This window comes from Vibrio sp. Vb2960 (genome assembly GCF_033337665.1).
GTDB classification, from domain to species: Bacteria; Pseudomonadota; Gammaproteobacteria; order Enterobacterales; family Vibrionaceae; genus Vibrio; species Vibrio alginolyticus.
The window spans coordinates 1-16,800 of the sequence record NZ_JAWORD010000031.1; the positions used below are offsets into that span (position 1 = coordinate 1).

The window sequence follows — 16,800 nt, forward strand, 5'->3', positions numbered from 1 at the left end:
CAGCGAGTCTAGACGAGACTAGGAATCGGGTTACAGCTCGCTAGGAAATAGCGATAACTTTCGCACTTCAAAGCACTTGGTGGGTAGATCCTGAATCACGCTCGTCCCTCGCTGTTCAGGATGACGGCTGTTGGAAAATGCATTGCTCGCCACAACCCCAGGCATTGGATCTGCTCCAAGATAGGATCATTCCAGCGAGTTTAAATGAGAATAGGAATCTGATTACAGCTCGCTAGGAAATGACGATAACTTTCGCACTTCAAAGCACTCGGTGGGTAGATCCTGAATCACGCTCGTCCCTCGCTGTTCAGGATGACGGATGTTGGAAGATACATTGCTCGCCACAACCCTAGGTATTGGTGCAGCTCCAAGATAGGATCATTCTAGCGAGTTTAAACGAGACTAGGAATCGGGTTACAGCTCGCTAGGAAATGGCGATAACTTTCGTACTTCAAAGCACGTGGTTAGTAGGTCCTGAATCACCTCGTCCCTCGCTGTTCAGGATGACGGATGTTGGAAGATACATTGCTCTCCACAACCCTAGGTATTGGATCTGCTCCAAGAGAGGGTCATTCCAGCGAGTCTAGACGAGACTAGGAATCTGATTACAGCTCGCTAGGAAATGACGATAACTTTAGAACTTCACAGCACTCGGTGAGTCGATCCTGAACCACGCTCGTTCCTCGATGTTCAGGGTGACCGTTTTAAATAAAAATGCCGCTCACAGTAAAGTGAGCGGCATACATTTCCCGTTTCCAGCCTCGGCCAGATTTAATTCAACTCCACGTTCTTCATCTCAGGATGCTTTAGCAATATCACACGAATCCAGTGATGCACCACCCACATCACCATCGCGGTGAGCAGAACAGCAACGAAAATCGAGCTGAAACGGTACAAGATCGAAAAGAACGCGTCTTTTTGTTCTGGCACCAATGAAGTCGTCAGCGGAACCGATAGGGCAGACATGGCAGAAAACGCGATAGCCGCTTTAATTTGCCCCTTTGTGAGCCACAAGCAGAATGGCCCCATTGCAATGGTAAAGGCGAGCCAAAAGAGTAGCCCATGCCCATACCAACTGCCCAATATCAGCTGAACAGCCATCCCTGCGATGCAGCCTAGTGCGGTGCCGATGATGCGAATTTTTGCCATGGCGAGCGAGCCTGCTAAAGTCATTGGGGTTAGGATGATCAAAATGGAAGCTTGTGCGGATAACGAGTCATATAAGTCCGCTACTTGGAATACGATAAACGCCGCCATCGCCACTACCCAACCCATGGCAACTTGGCTGATGTAGTCAATATCGCTTTTCACTGGGGTCGACATCTTAATGTGCTCGGCGGGGGATTTTGGCTCCGGGAACAACCAATACGCGAATGCGCAAACAAAAATATTGCTGAACGCCATCACCCACATGTTGACATTGAACTCTTCAATATCCATGAAGTTATAGCTGGCAAAATTCAACACAATTGAACCCACTAACAGCCCCATGTAACCAAATAAATAGGTTTTCTGGTTCATCATTGCAATACACTTGAACAGCATCATGATTCCGACGGCTACGGTCATTAATGTTGGATGAAACTGCAAGTATTCCAGCAAAAATGTGGCTTGTATGGTTGTCCACACCGCAGAGAAAAACACGATCAATAAAGCCGAAAGATTAAAGTTGTCCATTCTGCCCAATATAAACAGCGGCATCATGATGGCAAAAAATCCGTAAGACCAACCGAAGATCATGCTTAGCGCGAGCCCTAAAGAGCAGCCGAACCAAATTCGTAAGGTTTTCATTGTCGCCGCCTAGTAAATGAAGTGGAACCAGCTTGCGAGGTGAATCTGTGCTTGCGCCATCAACTGCCAGAAAATGCTGTTGTCTGGGTACAAAACAATGGTAGCGCGAGAGCCGACAAACAGTGCTGGTGGTAACTCATCGCTGCTGGTTAGGTTCACTCGTGTACGCTGCGCATCACGTACCCAGCGGTTGTTCACTTCCACTTTGGTTAGTGCGCCATTAGGCGTTTGTTGTGCGGCTGCTACACCGTAATCGCGGCTAGCTAAATCAAAGTCGTACACCGAACCTGGGTTGGCATCAAATGTGACCAAGGCGTGGAAAGTCTTGTCTACGTTCGCGACGGATTTTTCACGAAAATCAGCGGCTACCCAGAGTGATCCTGTTGGTACAAACGTCAGCAATGGCATGTTGGTGTTTGCCATCGTGCCAACTTCTAGTTGCAGGTTGGTCACGACACCATCACTGGGAGCGAGTACCGCGGTATTTGCCAAATCAAGTTGCGCCTTTTCGATGCCGTTTTTGGCAATTCGAACGGCGGTGCTTTGACCTTTTTGGTCGCCTAATTGCGCCTCAATGACTTTTAAGTTTTGTCGTTCCGCTTTAAGCGCTGCACGTGATACCTGATTTTGGGCAAAGGCATTATCGAGTGTCGATTGAGAGATGACTTTCTGCTTCGATAGTGTCAGTAAGCGGTTGTACTCGCGGTGTGCATTATCAAATGTTGCTTGTGCGCGGGCAATATTGGCAAGAGCGGCTTCGCGTTGAGAATACAGCGTTGCTTCTTTTTCATAAGCGGATTGCAGAGACAGCTCCGCCTGTTCAAGCGCTATCTTGTATTTACGATCATCAATCGTAAACAACACATCGCCTTTTTGAACGGACTGGTTATTCTCGATGAGAACGTCGGTCACTTTACCAGATACCTCGGGTGCGACTTGGACAACGTATCCTTGCACTCGTCCTTCGGTCGTTAAGGGGGCGTGGCGGTCAGCAATGATAATGTACAAAAATAGTACGATGAACAGGACAATCAAAGTTCGCATCCAGTGTTTGAATTTTTGGTCAGCCGTCATTACAAGTTCCGTTAAACATATTGGATAGCGGATTATAGAGAAGTCACTCACAATTCAGTAGAATGATAATACGAACATAAATGACCTAAAAATAGGACAATGAACGTTAATTTTGATGATGTTTACCTATTCACTCAGACGGTGGTTCACGGCGGTATAAGTGCAGCGGCAGAGGCGAATCAACTACAACGCTCAAAAGTGAGTCGTCGTCTGCAAGAATTAGAGAAATCGCTCGGGGTACAGCTTTTGATTCGCACAACACGCAGCATTGAGTTGACGGAGCACGGGAAACGCTTGTTTGAGTTGGTGGGGCAGCCTATTGACCATATTCAGCAAGGTTTAAATGCCATGCACGAATATCAACAAGAGCTGACGGGCAAGGTGCGTTTAGCCATTCCTTCCGCATTGATGAGCTCTGCCGCGTTTAACGCGATCATCACCGAGTACACAACGCGGTATCCGGATATTTCGGTCGAGATTGAAAACCATCAAGAGAGTGTCGATCTCAAGCGTCAATCGTTTGATTTGCAGCTTCTTCCGAGCGTGGTCAGAGTCACCGATGACAGCTATGTGCAGTTCAGTCTTTTGCCTTATCGTAGTCACTTTGTTGCGTCAAAAGCCTATCTAGAATCGCATCCGCCAGTAAAAACGGTGGAAGATCTTAAGCAGCATCGCCTTTTAACTAATCGTTACAATGCCGATTTGCTCGATTCAGATCTGCATGTGGCGTTGCGCTCGGACGACCTCAACTTGCTGCGCTCGATGGCGATAGCAGGAAACGGCATCGCGTTTATTCCTCAAATTCATTCCAAGCCTGCACTGAGAGACGGTTTGTTGGTCGAGGTGCTGCCTCAATTCGCGCATCCGAAGCAGCATCTTACTCTGATTTATCCCTCGGCCTTATTTCTGCCTAATAAAGTCAAAGCCTTGATTGAACTAATTCGAGAGAAATTTAAATAGTCAGTTCAAACCACACTTAACTAAGGGCAAATGTGTGAGCGAAGGTCATCTTTCTAGGTTTTATTGCTCTAACATGAAAGGGTTCTGATACATTAACTGTTACTCAACTTGTTGAGTATGATTTGTGGTCGCACAAGATAGGAGATGGAAATGTTATCGAAAGGAAACACGGGCCTGATTGTGGTGGATGTTCAGGGCAAACTCGCTACATTAGTGCATGAAAGCGACGCACTGATTGAAAATATCACGAAACTGGTAAAGGGTGCCAAAGCACTAGATTTGCCTATTCTGTGGCTAGAACAGAATCCAGAAAGGTTGGGCCCAACCGCGGATCCGATTCGTGAAGTGCTTGAAAGCACGCATTTACCTATTACCAAGTACACGTTTGATGGTTGCAAAGAGGCGACGTTTAAGGTCGCGGTGGAGAACGCAAAAGTGGATACCTGGTTGGTTTGCGGTATTGAATCCCACATTTGCGTCTATCAAACCGCGGTTTCTCTGCGTCAGTCCGGTTATCGCGTTGAATTAGTCACGGATTGTGTATCTTCCCGAACCGCTGCCAATAAGGCGCTCGCTCTTGCGAAGTTAACCGCTAACGGTGTGGTGCTCACTGGGCTAGAAATGTGTTTGTATGAAATGGTCGAAGATTGCCGAGCACCTGAATTCAAAGAAATTCTGGCGCTCATCAAATAGTGGAATCACTGTAATCACTGTAATCAGCAACAACTTTATTTGAACACGCTATTCAAATTCTCGTTGATATCTTGGCAACATCGACTCGTTGCCAAGTAACCCGCCTTGGTGAATATAAATCACCGTTTTATCTGTGTTCTCTTCCAACCAAGGGGTGAGGCATTGCCACATATACGGGTCGTATAACAGGTCAAATTCGAGGTCGGTTTGCTCAAAGAGTGCTTTCCATGTGATGTAATCTTCTTCGTACAAGCGACCAAAATGGTGTTTGTTGCGCACGGTTAAAATGGTTGGGTGGCTGTTTTCACCGAGCTGGTTGAACTGTTCAGTTAAGTAATCTGCATCGCCTACGCAAGGGCAAGTTAGCACTTCTATGCCGTGTGGGCTTAAATGTTTATGAAGATATAAAGCCGTCGTGCCAGTACCTGATGGCAGGGCGACCGTAAACTGCTCTTTACCTCTCAATCGCGTCCAATCAAGAATTTCTCGTGCTAACTGTTTGATGCCAGCTTCAGCGAGGTGGGAACGTCCACCCTCTGGAATCAGCAATGTCGACTCATCTACTCTTCGTACCTGGTGGATGTATTCACTAGGGTGAAGTTCGCTACCGATGTCTTGCATGGCAGTGATTTTCATACCCAAATTGAGAGCGCCGCGATAGTTTCCGATGGGGGAGCTTTTTAGCCAAGATGGAATGTGATGAACATAAAACTCAAATGCCCAACCTTTAATCTGGGCGAGAGCCGCTAGCGAGTACATGGCATTAGATTGAGCGGAGCCAAAGCTTATTAACGTGGTGATGTCGGGATTTTGCTCTTCCATTAACGTCATAAACTTACGTGCTTTGTTCCCAGAAAAGTGGGAGTGGAGCATGTCGTCACGTTTAAGGAAAAATTTGCGCCCATTAAAGCTATGTTGGGTGATAGGACTTTCTGAGAGTTTCATGTCGATGCTGACGGAATAAACCGTGTCACCTTTGCCATTTAAAAAGGGCGCGTAGTGTAACGCCATTAAACCCAGATAAAAAGTCTGTGTTTCAGGACTTCCATTTCGGTTATTCCTGATGTTTTGATTCGCACTCACCGGTGCTGTAATACCATTGCAATGGTTTCACTTCTATCCTTTGGTTGCTTTGACTCCATGCTATTCCACCCCATGTCTCGCCTTTCTCCCTCAAGCCACGTACACTACTCCGCTTATTTCCATTCAATCAGAAGGCTTGGTTTTGCAAACTCTAGAACAATTAAAAACAGGACAATTAGTAGGAACGAAACAACTGAAGTTGGCGGAAGGGCTAACTGAGTTTCCTATGGAAATTTTAGAGCTTGCAGAAACGCTTGAAGTGTTAGATTTATCTGGCAATGCACTGTCAGATTTGCCACAAGAACTGGAACAGCTGACCAAGCTAAAAATCATCTTTGCTTCCAACAACCTGTTCACCCATCTGCCAGAGGTCTTGGGCAAGCTGCCAAACCTTGAAATGGTTGGGTTTAAAACCAACAAGATCAAAGTGGTGAGTGAAGCCTCACTACCAACTCAGTTACGTTGGTTGATTCTGACCGACAACGAGATTGAAGTTCTTCCAAACAGCCTAGGTGAAAGAACTCGCCTAAGAAAGCTTGCATTGGCGGGTAATCGCATCAAGCAACTGCCAAACAGCATGGAAAACTTGGTCAATTTAGAATTGATTCGTCTCTCTGCGAACCAGTTAGAGCACTTCCCAGATGTGTTAATGAAGCTGCCTAAATTGGCATGGTTTGCGTTCGCAGGTAACCCATTCTGCAAACACCCATCTTCGTTAGACAGCGTGCCGAAAGTGACGACAAACAGTTACTCACTTAACCATGTTCTTGGCCAAGGTGCGAGTGGTGTGATTTCTCATGCTAACTGGACTGACGCTCAATACGAATTCCCGAACGAAGTGGCGGTGAAAGTGTTCAAGGGCGAAGTGACCAGTGACGGTTACCCACATGATGAGCTTGAAGCATGTTTGCAAGCCGGGCATCACAACAACTTGGTGAAATCCATCGCGCAGGTGGATGACGGTAATGAGCTTGCTTTGGTGATGGAGCTGATCCCAAGCAGTTACTACAACTTAGGTTTGCCGCCAACGCTGGAAACTTGCACCCGAGATACATTCCCACAAGGGTTTACGCTGACGGTCGAGCAAGTGAATTCTATTGTTGAACAGATGGTGGACGTGTTTAATCATCTGCACGACAACAAGGTGTGCCATGGCGATTTGTATGCGCACAATACTTTGGTGAATGACCAAGGTGAGATGATCTTCGGCGATTTTGGTGCGGCGAGCATTTACGGTTACTTATCGGACGAGCAGCAAGCGGCAATCAGAACTATTGAATCGAGAGCGTTGAAGTGCTTTATCGAAGATATGTTTTCTGTGTGTGAGGCGCCGGAATCGGCATCGCAAGCATTCAATCGACTAACAGCGCTTGCAGCATAAGATTTCATACAATCGAAATTAGAAAGAGGTATCGAATTGCTCGTTTTGAGACTGAGTAAAGTCGATACCTCTCAATTAAATTAAGTGCTGAGGAAGTTACTCTGAGCAAGCCTCTTGATGCTCTGACGCAAGATCAATTACTGCCTCACAACCACCTTCTGGATGTGTACCAATCTTAAATTGCCAGCCATAGCGTTGGCACAAATCATCCACAATCATCAAACCTAATCCGTGCCCATCTGAGTGCGGAATGGTCGAAAAGCCTTCACCTTCATCGCGCACCGAGATGGTGTTTTCATCCATGCTGATATGAATTGATCCCGATGGTGTCGCGGCGATGCCGTTGCGAATCAGGTTACCAAGAATTATGGTCAACACGGCATTGGTCGCACGCGTTCTTGGGTTGCCGTCGTTCTGTACATTAAAGTTGAGTGCTTTCTCATCCGCCTGAGCTTGGCTTTGGAAGATGATTTGGTTGAGTTCTTCTTCGGTGATGCTGCGCACTGGTGAATCATCTGCATTACGCTCGTAACGTACTAAGCCGAGTAGGGCATCCACCATAGTCGACATTTGCTGCGTTGCATCCTGAATTCGATTCACTTGGCGGGTCTGGAAATCCGTGTTCGCACTTCTCGCCAGTAAGCTGCTTGAGCCTTTCATCACGGTTAATGGTGTACGCAGTTCATGACTCGCGTATCGTGCAAAGGCTTGCTCACGCTTGATGACTTGGTTGATTTTGTGGCGGTACTCATTCAGCTCATCCGCAAGAGTTTGGAACTCTTTGGCTGAACCCTCTGGCACACTAAAAGTCTGTGTGGCATCGCCTTGGTGGTGATCGAGTTGGGTTTTAAGTGCATTGACGGGTTCAATCAAGCGTTGTGATAGGCGCAGCAACAGACTACCAAACAGGAACACCAGCACGGCGACAATCGATAACACCATAGCGACGACGAGAATGAATTCCTCTGAGGTGATCTCGATTTCATCAATCAAGGAAACCAGAATCACAGGATGTTCAACGCCTTTGTAGGTGTAAGTGCTCATGTAAACCATGCGCGAGTATTCACCGTCCTCTACTTCATCAAGAAAGTGCTTTTGACCAATCAGGTATTTTTGGTAGCGCTCGGCAACCAATGAGATGTCGTTGTAAGCGGTGGTGAGAAGGTCAAGCTGAATACTGCCTTGCTCTGGATGAGACTGGAAATGTTCAATTGCTTCTTTTTTGTCGACCATAATACGACGCTCGCCCACGCGGTCTTCAGACCAAAGCAGGGAGCCGGTAATCAACAAAAAGCAGAAGATGCCAATCACGACCGACACAAAAGAGAAAAACAGAGCGAGTCGCCCTGTCATACTTTGTGTGCTTTGCGTGCTAGCAAGTAAGCGATTGATCATGCACCTGTCTCCAAGCGGAAGCCAACTTTCGGCACGGTGATAAGCACATGTTGTTCAAATGGCTTATCAAGTTGGTTGCGAAGTTGGTAAATGTGGCTGCGCAGAACGTCGTTGTTCGGCTCGTTCTCTTGCCAAAGTTGGAAGGCAATTTCTTCGCGTGTCACTACGTCTGGCGCGCTTTTCACAAGCATTTCCAGAATGGTGTAAGTGGTAGGGTTTAGCGCCAACAGTTTATCTTGGCGATAAGCTTTACGCGTTTTTTGGTCGATAGACACTTCACCGTATTCCAACTTGCTCGATGCGACAGTGCCACGGTAACGGCGGATCAGTGCCATCATGCGCGCTTCAAGAATATCCAGATCGAAAGGTTTGGTCAGATAGTCATCCGCACCGTGTTGGAAGCCTTTGAGCATATCGTCACGGCTATCGAGCGCCGTCAGCATAAGTACCGGTGTGTTGTTGCCCGCGTCGCGAAGTTTATTACACATGGTCAGGCCATCCATGCGTGGCAGCATGAGATCGAGCAAGATGATGTCGAAGGTGTTTTCCATCGCTAGTTTCAGGCCGAGTTCGCCGTTGTCTGCATAATCGAGTTCCATACCTGCACACTCAAAATAATCGAACAGCATGCCTGCAATTTCTCGATTATCTTCGACTAAAAGTACGCGTTTCATGTATTTCTCTCCAAGTGGGCAGGTGTTCGAAAATAAGACTTCGTCTTAACCGAACATTATTCACTAAGGACGTGAAAAAGATGTCAATAACATCTCTTTCACGTTGATGTTTGTAGACTGGATTCATTCATCGGATTTAGTGGAAGAGTAGCATGTCAACCTTCAACATTCACGCTGCAACCTTTTCAAAGGTGAGCCAACACACTGAGCCTAAAACAGTTTTGTCTGTTGTGGTGCCATTCTTTAACGAGCAAGAAGTCTTACCTGAATTTCATCGTCGTTTAGCCGCCGTTTTGGATGAAATGCCAGAACGCTGTGAAATCGTTTATGTGGACGACGGCAGCAAAGACGAGAGCCTAATGATCGCGCAAAACTTTTCTCAATCTTCTAGCGACGTTCGTTGTATTGCACTAAGCCGTAACTTCGGCAAAGAGTCCGCCATGAGTGCGGGTCTGGAACACTGTCAAGGTGAAGCGGTGATCGTGATTGATGCCGACTTGCAAGACCCGCCTGAGTTGATCCCGCAAATGGTATCAAAATGGCGTGAAGGGTATGACGTAGTGAACATGCAGCGCAGCGAGCGCCACGGTGAAACTTGGTTCAAACGCTTCTCGGCCGCTTGCTTTTACAAAGTGCTTAACAGCATGGCGAAATTGGATGTGCCTGAGAACGTGGGCGATTTCCGTCTACTGAGCGCAAAAGTGGTTAAGCACATCAATGCGCTGCCAGAACGTAACCGATACATGAAGGGCATTTTTTCTTGGCCGGGTTTCAAGCAAGTGACGGTTCAGTTTGAGCGTGACGCTCGTTTCTGTGGTGAGACCAAATGGAACTATCTCAAGCTGATTGGCCTTGCAATGGATGGCATTACCTCGTTTTCCATTCGCCCTTTGCGCTTAGCGACACTTGCTGGTGCGTTAGTGGCGTTCAGTGCCTTTATCTATGGCGTATTCATAGTGATGAAAACCGTTGTGTTTGGTGAACTCGTCACTGGTTACCCATCCATGATGGTCGTCCAACTTGCCTTGGGCGGTGTGCAACTGCTGTCGATTGGCCTTTTGGGCGAGTACATTGGCCGCATTTTTGTCGAGACCAAGCAACGTCCTCTTTATCTTGTTCAGTCCGTTTACGAGCAGCCTGCAAAACATCAATCCATCCAAACCATGAAGTTTAAACTTGGAGAAACCGCGTAATCATGAGTATTAATAAAACCCATTTGTGGTTGTTGTTGGCGTTTGCTCTTTTACTCCGTCTTATTTCACTTGCTGCTTACCCTTTGATGGACACCACAGAAGCCCGCTACGGCGAAATGGCGCGCTTAATGGTGGAAACCGGCAATTGGCTTACCCCACAGTTTGATTACGGCGTGCCTTTTTGGGGGAAGCCCCCTCTGTTCACGTGGATGAGTGCTTACGGCATTGAGCTGTTTGGATTGAATGAATTTGCAGTGCGCGCGCCTCATTGGTTAGCGGGTGTTGCGACGATTGTTTTTGTTGCTTTCATGGCGCATCGTGCAGGCTTTAATGCTGTCATCGCAGCGTTGGTACTGGCGACGTGTGGCATCTTTTCAATTGCGGCGGGTGCGGTGATGACAGACATGGCACTGACGTTGGCAATGACGATGGCGATGGTTGGTTTTTACTATTGCTGGCTTGGCAAAGACAAACACAGCCGATTGTGGGGTTACCTCGGTTTCTTTGGCTTGGCTTGCGGGCTGTTAGCGAAAGGTCCAGTGGCGATCGTGATCATGGGCATCGCAGTATTTCCTTGGCTCGTGATTCAGCATGGTTTCTTTGGTGCCTTCAAAGCCTTGTGGCAGCGTTTTCCAATTGTGTCGGGGTTGGCGCTCATGCTGGCGATTGCTCTACCTTGGTACATCATGGCTGAAATGGCGACGCCTGGATTTATTGATTACTTCATTGTTGGCGAGCACTTTAAGCGTTTTGTTGTCAGCGGTTGGGAAGGGGATCTGTATGGTTCTGCTCATGATCAACCACGTGGGATGATCTGGGTATTCTGGCTACAGTCGGCTGCGCCTTGGTCAATTGTATTGCCTATCTTGGCGTGGAAACGTCGTAAGGTACTCAAAGCCATTGAAACCGATCATCAAGGTTTGTTTAGCTTCCTGATGTGTTGGCTGATTTCTCCAATGATCTTGTTCACCATGGCTGGGAATATTTTGCCTGCTTACGTGCTACCGGGTGTGCCTGCGTTGGGTATCTTGATTGCAATGCTGGTGGATAAACACGATTTCAAATGGCTGACCGGAACGGCAGCGGTGTTGCCAGCCCTGCTTATGATTGCGATGTTGGTTTTGAATATGGGCAAAGCAGATAGCCGCAGCGACCGCATCATCTTCGCGCAAATTAATGATAATGCTCCGGTCTTCTACATTGGTAAGCGCCCGTTTTCAGGCCAGTTCTATAGTCATGGTCAGGCGAAAAAGCTTAAACATAAGAATGACTTAAACAATCTGAAGAAATTCCACCTGATTGGTAAATCGCAGCAAGTGGATAGCATGATTCATGAAAATGCGTTGAGCTGTACCAACGAGTTCACAGCAAAATCGAAACGCTCACTCTACACCTGTGTGGTTGGATAGCGGAATGCGCAAATTACCAAAGTTTGCTTCGTCAGAAAGGTTTGCTTCGTTAACAAGGTTTGCTCTGGTAGGAGGTGTCGGCTTTATGGTCGACACCCTTATCTTTTCTGTGTTGTTCCATTGGTTTGGTCTGGAGCTGATGTTGGCTCGTGGGATAGCATTTTTGTTTGCGGCAACCACGACGTGGCTTGGCAATCGCTGGCTGACTTTCTATCAAGCAGAAAAAACCAACCCTTTCGCTCAATGGCAAAAATTTATGGCGAGTGCCTTTATCAGTGCTTTGCCGAACTTTATTGTGTTCAAAGGCGTAACGCTCGCGCTAGGAACGCAAGGGGTGATGGTCTATTTGGCTTTGATCTTAGGCATATTGGCAGGCATGGTGAGTAACTATTTACTCAGTGCAAAATGGGTGTTTAGTTGAGGATAGAAAGGTTCGGGCTTACTATCCTATCCTCGAGTTAAAAATTCGTTATTTGAACCAATTTTTCTTTTTGTACATCAGAGTAAACCTAAAGCTTTTCATGGGGGATGTAAAAAGGTAAATAAGCCAAGGTTTATACCTTGGCTGCCGTTAGTTCAGATTTTGATTGTTCGATTTCAGACTCGGTTTGCCACTTACCGTTGTAAAGGTATTCACGCTCAGGAAGCGGGGCATTTGATGCTCTTAAATCAAATACCTCATCGGCTTTATATTCTCTATTACAAACAGGAATGTTAAACAGTCTAGCTTCTGGCTTCGATTCAAACAGCTTTTTGTGGTCATCTACCTCTGTACAATCCAGCTTATATTCCGTAGCTAACTGATTTACCATCGATTCTAAGTCCGTTTCAGTTTTGAAAAATACGTAGCAATCAGATCTACTATGTGAACGGACAATAGTGTTGTGTTCCATATCGATATATTCACACTTATCCTGCTTAAAGTAGAACTGGATCACTTTGCGCTTTTTGTTGTAGTCGGCAAACAACCAATCTTCACGCTCTCCAATTCTCACTTCTGTTGGTTCATCGGGCTTGCGTTTTAACATACCAAATGAGAATAAAATAAGAGCGCCCGCTCCAGCTAACGCCATCGGGCCAACTACCGCTACCATCAAAACGCAAACTACCGCACCGATCCAGCCAACGGCTTGTGTGGCGGTATTCGCCCACTTAGGCATGTTGCGACGCTTCTTCATCACAAAGCCTTTGTCAGAAAAGATATAGTCATAGCGATAGTCGAGGCCAATCGTAAGATAAAAGATCCCGGCCATCATTACTGACAAGATAAGGCCAAAAAAGGTCACGACAAGCGTATCACTTGAGTGTGTCAAAAATACAATTCCAAATAAGAAGCTCATAAATGGCAAAGCCGTTAACTTGTAATGGTAGCGAAATGGCTCTTCTACATCATACTTATGCCATGTTGTTAAATTGTCCCCTTTGAGAATCTCTTGCTCTTGTGCTTCTTGATAAACCGCCAATTCTTCTGGGGTGATATAAAACGGTGAATATGCCAAGGGTTACTCCTGAAAACCTAGTGTGCCAACAGCGGGGGTGAGTGTTTTTTTAATTATGTCTTGTTTGATATTGTCTGAAATAATGCCATAAGTTGCACTCTGTTTTATGCCGTTTTGGAACCAATACTCACGCTTAGCAGGGGCATCATCTTCCACATCGTAAGCTACTTGCATTGCAAGGTAATGATCTGCTTCTTCAATTGGCAAGGTTACTTTGTACACCAGTGATTCTTTGCTCGCTTGATCTTGAGTTTGTAGCGTGACTAAATCTGCGTTTTGATGCCACGAGCCTGACATCAAATCATCTTCTGTTGCCTTGCTGTTAGTTCTCAACGTAATACCATTCGTTGCAGCACGCCTTGGCAGTTGAATATGCACTTCCAAACCGATTAACTCACGATGTGTGTAACCTGGGTAAGCTTGTACTTTTTCAATAGGTTGATGGTATACCGTAGGCTGTTGAATAATAGATTGTAAGTCAAACAGCGCTTGCTGAACCAATGCTGAATTATGCTTCTCTCGTTCGGGTAAGCTCGAAGATTGGCTCCACTGAGTGCGAGTCGGGTGATAACCCCAAGGCTGTTTATCTAACCATTTTTGGAAATCATCTTGTTTCAGTTTATTCAACTTATAATTGATGGCTAGGTATGCAATCGTGAGAATAACCAGGCCGGCCGTTATAGGCCCGCCAAAGGATAAGTTTAATGCAAATTGTCCAGTTAACCCTCCGTATACTTGGAATATACCGACAGCTGACATTGCTGTTAATACTAGGGAATTTGCTACATGCAGATATTTTTCTTGACCATAAACTTTGTCAGCACTCTGCCAAGAACGGTAAGCCTCAATACCCGAAGCTAACGCACCTAAAGCCCCTGTGATTGCTAGCCATTTATTGAATACCTTTAGGTCATCAAGGTTTAAGTTTTTAAAGGTATCTTCGTTTCTATTCACTAACTTTTTTAAGACATTATATGAATGTGACCTTAACCTAGGTTCACCCTTCACTTTCTCCCATAACTTACCTGTACGAACACCTGTCCAAGCGTTGACTGTGTAAAATAACTTTTGCTGGATATCCAAAAATTCATCTGAGGACATTAACCCCGTGTCTTGAATACTGCTCATGGCATCACCAAGCGCGATGCAGTTAAATATTAATGCCAGAAAGCCTAGACCACCGGCATTCTCGAACAGTTTATTCAAATCATTGAGCTTATTCATCACGATCCGCGTTCTAAGCTCGATGGTTCTTTGAGGTAGATCATCAGGTAACTCAATGTACTGCGGGTACTCCAATGTAGCTACAGCGAGAGCCTTCTTAATAGTCTTTTTATTTTTTAAAGCTGTTGTGTATTTAGAGTCAGCTTTGCGGTTATTTTTCTGGAAGTCAGCAATGATTGCATCGTTTTTTTCGAGCTTAATCAGATAATCATTTACGCGTGTTTTCCATTTTTTAAAATCGTGAGCGTAACCTTCTTTTATTGTTACGGGCATATTGTGTGCCATATGTTCTGCAATAACGGCAAATAAATAATAGCTATGACGGTTCAGAGGTTTAGCGAAAACAGGCATCAGCGAAATTGATACTTGTGAGGTCATGCTAACACCAAACTCTACAACGCCTTTTGCAAGCGCACCTATTGCAGATTTAAAAATAATATCCAGCTCTTGGAAACCTTTGGCGATATCTTTGAGAAAGGCTGTTTCCGCAGTGTTTGGGTTGGAAACAAAGTCCATGATCTTAGAGTACATATTCACGCGGTTGCTGGTATCAGATATCTGGTCCATCAACTGATTATCAGGATCAGGATTTTCTGAGACGATCGACTGTTCATCAAGCGCCTCTGTAATATTCTTCTCCATCACTTTAAATAAACTACGACTAAACCCAGAGGCATAGAGAGCAAGTAAACTGGTTGGTTTCTCCCATTGGCTTTCAGCCCATTGGCGGTCTTCTTCTTGTATCACCAAAGTAAATGACTCAACCGCTTGCTTGTGTAGTTGATACAAGCTGTACTGCGTGTCTTCGCTGTATAGGTCGAAGGTTCTTTCGAGATGATGCGGCGTTAAGGACTCCATTACTGCGATAAAGTCGCGTTTGACCGAAACCACTTGGGCTAGCATGGTTTCTTTTTGTTCTGACAGCTCTTGCATCTCGCTCAGCATTTGCTTCCAGTTGAGCTGCTGACGCCAGCGTTCAGTCGCTATCCATTGTTCGTATTTACCAAAACGGCTCGCAGAAATTCGATATTTGTCCTGTATCGCTTTAGCAATGTCACTTTGGGTATGTTGGTGTGATTCAATCGCTCCAGCGGAAAATTTAGCAGGATAGCCGGACTGAACTGAGCTTTTGTTCTGCTCTGCCAAATTAAGTTGGTGAGAGGAGTCATAATAGTCAGCCATGTCGGTATAAAACGACAGCTCTTCGCCGTTACGCTTAACGCTAGCTGGCATGTCTATCTCGTCACTTGCTCCAAACATACACAGTTGCATGGCGGTCTGCATCAAGTTCCACTGGTTTGAAAACTGGTCAGTGAAAAGGCGGTAAGGGCTTGCGGCACCAACAAAATGCAGTGACATATCTTGAATGTCTGCGGCGTAATCTTTTATCGCGACGAAGTAGCCTGATTCTTCTTCTGGAATCGCAGAGGTTAAATAGCTTTCGACTGCTACAGGTTTAAAGACAGAACCATCTTCATCTGCTTTGGTGGCGATGCCAGAATCCGCAAAGCGACCATCATCGACGGCAGAAGATTCAATATCAGCGACTTGGGTTAACTTATCTATTGGTGCAATGTTGTGCTGATTCTCGTTTGAGGATAGAACAATGGTTTGCATGCGATCGATATGATTACTCGGATTGTTAAGTACGCGCATGAACGTGTGCCATGTCCAGCGGTGCTCAGAGAAGCAAATCGATAGTACGCTTCCGTTGACGTAAGTAAGGAAGGGCTTTGCATCTTGTGGTGTCCCACGCTGTTCTGATTTTGGGCTTTCCGATTCTCCCAACTTATAGAGCGTGAATTGCGTTCCTTTGATTTCGTATTCGTCTAAGCTTTTGTTGATTGCATCATAGACATACAGCCAACCGTCGCGCAGTTGACGCAGGGTGTAACCAACGGTATTGAGTTTGGCTGCGCCTTGGCCTTTCCATTCTTCAGGCAAACCAAAAGGTTGTGTCTCTTCTGTTTCTAGCTGATCGATGGCATAGCGGACTGGGATAAAGTGCGCAGGTGATGCTTCCGTTGCTTCTTTCTCAGTTTTTAAATTGAGAGGCTCTGGTTCAGACGGCGGTGGCGGATCGATTTTTTTTGTTTCTCCCTCCCAAAACATACTGCGCTCTGGGGGTGAGCCAGCAAGATCATCGGATTCCGTGGTTGGAACGATATTCAGCGATTTCAGTGTACCATCGCTTTCAAATGCCTGAACGGCCTCCTCATAGGTATAGCTGTTGTCATACCAGAACATAGAAGTTTTTGGGGGAAGTGGATTATTCATCGTTAGCCCATGTTTAAGAGTTTTACTCTGTTACGCAAATATCGCACCAAAATAAAGCGATTAAAAATCAATGGGTTATATTTTTATGGTTTTGCGTCAATCAAATAATTGTTTGTTTTTCCAATAAGTTGGTTGGTGTTTACCATT

General features: G+C 45.9%; 13 protein-coding genes. 6 read left to right on the plus strand and 7 right to left on the minus strand.

Features of this window, described 5'->3' with window-relative positions; genetic code table 11:
- Window positions 1-771: 771 nt before the first annotated feature.
- Together R7O03_RS20695 and R7O03_RS20700 are read right to left on the minus strand one after the other, a co-directional pair.
- A complete protein-coding gene (locus tag R7O03_RS20695) occupies window positions 772-1,791 on the minus strand; it encodes a DUF2955 domain-containing protein (protein WP_318131986.1) in 1,020 nt (339 codons plus the stop codon).
- A 9-nt stretch (window positions 1,792-1,800) separates the two neighbouring features.
- The gene (locus tag R7O03_RS20700; protein ID WP_140299280.1) at window positions 1,801-2,865 is read right to left on the minus strand and encodes an HlyD family secretion protein; all 1,065 of its coding nucleotides are present in this window, start codon (window positions 2,863-2,865) and stop codon (window positions 1,801-1,803) included.
- Window positions 2,866-2,964: 99 nt separating this feature from the next.
- Here R7O03_RS20700 and R7O03_RS20705 point away from each other — a divergent pair, with 99 nt between their 5' ends.
- Together R7O03_RS20705 and R7O03_RS20710 are read left to right on the plus strand one after the other, a co-directional pair.
- Window positions 2,965-3,825, plus strand: a complete 861-nt coding sequence (locus R7O03_RS20705; RefSeq protein WP_318131987.1) for a LysR family transcriptional regulator — start codon at window positions 2,965-2,967, stop codon at window positions 3,823-3,825.
- Window positions 3,826-3,975: 150 nt separating this feature from the next.
- A complete protein-coding gene (locus tag R7O03_RS20710; RefSeq protein WP_318131988.1) occupies window positions 3,976-4,518 on the plus strand; it encodes a hydrolase in 543 nt (180 codons plus the stop codon).
- A 48-nt stretch (window positions 4,519-4,566) separates the two neighbouring features.
- On the opposite strand, the gene R7O03_RS20715 is transcribed toward R7O03_RS20710, so the two are convergent.
- Window positions 4,567-5,463, minus strand: a complete 897-nt coding sequence (locus R7O03_RS20715; protein ID WP_318131998.1) for a 1-aminocyclopropane-1-carboxylate deaminase/D-cysteine desulfhydrase — start codon at window positions 5,461-5,463, stop codon at window positions 4,567-4,569.
- A gap of 280 nt (window positions 5,464-5,743) precedes the next feature.
- Between R7O03_RS20715 and R7O03_RS20720 the strand changes: the two genes are divergently transcribed.
- Window positions 5,744-6,982, plus strand: coding sequence for a leucine-rich repeat-containing protein kinase family protein (locus R7O03_RS20720; protein WP_213968752.1), 1,239 nt, complete (start codon window positions 5,744-5,746; stop codon window positions 6,980-6,982).
- Between the two features lie 96 nt (window positions 6,983-7,078).
- On the opposite strand, the gene R7O03_RS20725 is transcribed toward R7O03_RS20720, so the two are convergent.
- Together R7O03_RS20725 and R7O03_RS20730 are read right to left on the minus strand one after the other, a co-directional pair.
- Window positions 7,079-8,377 carry a HAMP domain-containing sensor histidine kinase gene (locus R7O03_RS20725; protein ID WP_318131989.1) on the minus strand — a complete coding sequence of 433 codons (1,299 nt, stop codon included), beginning with the start codon at window positions 8,375-8,377 and terminating at the stop codon, window positions 7,079-7,081.
- Entirely contained in the window at window positions 8,374-9,051 is a 678-nt protein-coding gene (locus R7O03_RS20730; protein ID WP_005389368.1) for a response regulator transcription factor, read from the minus strand. The genes R7O03_RS20725 and R7O03_RS20730 overlap by 4 nt, the downstream gene beginning before the upstream one ends.
- Before the next feature lie 152 nt (window positions 9,052-9,203).
- Between R7O03_RS20730 and R7O03_RS20735 the strand changes: the two genes are divergently transcribed.
- The 3 genes from R7O03_RS20735 to R7O03_RS20745 are packed head-to-tail and all read left to right on the plus strand — an operon-like array spanning window position 9,204 to window position 12,074.
- Window positions 9,204-10,244, plus strand: coding sequence for a glycosyltransferase family 2 protein (locus R7O03_RS20735; protein ID WP_318131990.1), 1,041 nt, complete (start codon window positions 9,204-9,206; stop codon window positions 10,242-10,244).
- Window positions 10,245-10,246: 2 nt separating this feature from the next.
- Window positions 10,247-11,653, plus strand: a complete 1,407-nt coding sequence (locus R7O03_RS20740; protein WP_213908144.1) for an ArnT family glycosyltransferase — start codon at window positions 10,247-10,249, stop codon at window positions 11,651-11,653.
- 4 nt (window positions 11,654-11,657) lie between these two features.
- Entirely contained in the window at window positions 11,658-12,074 is a 417-nt protein-coding gene (locus tag R7O03_RS20745; RefSeq protein ID WP_262689256.1) for a GtrA family protein, read from the plus strand.
- A 133-nt stretch (window positions 12,075-12,207) separates the two neighbouring features.
- On the opposite strand, the gene R7O03_RS20750 is transcribed toward R7O03_RS20745, so the two are convergent.
- Together R7O03_RS20750 and R7O03_RS20755 are read right to left on the minus strand one after the other, a co-directional pair.
- The gene (locus tag R7O03_RS20750) at window positions 12,208-13,152 is read right to left on the minus strand and encodes a hypothetical protein (protein ID WP_167415325.1); all 945 of its coding nucleotides are present in this window, start codon (window positions 13,150-13,152) and stop codon (window positions 12,208-12,210) included.
- 3 nt (window positions 13,153-13,155) lie between these two features.
- The gene (locus tag R7O03_RS20755; RefSeq protein ID WP_318131991.1) at window positions 13,156-16,653 is read right to left on the minus strand and encodes a T6SS effector BTH_I2691 family protein; all 3,498 of its coding nucleotides are present in this window, start codon (window positions 16,651-16,653) and stop codon (window positions 13,156-13,158) included.
- Between the last annotated feature and the right edge of the window lie 147 nt (window positions 16,654-16,800).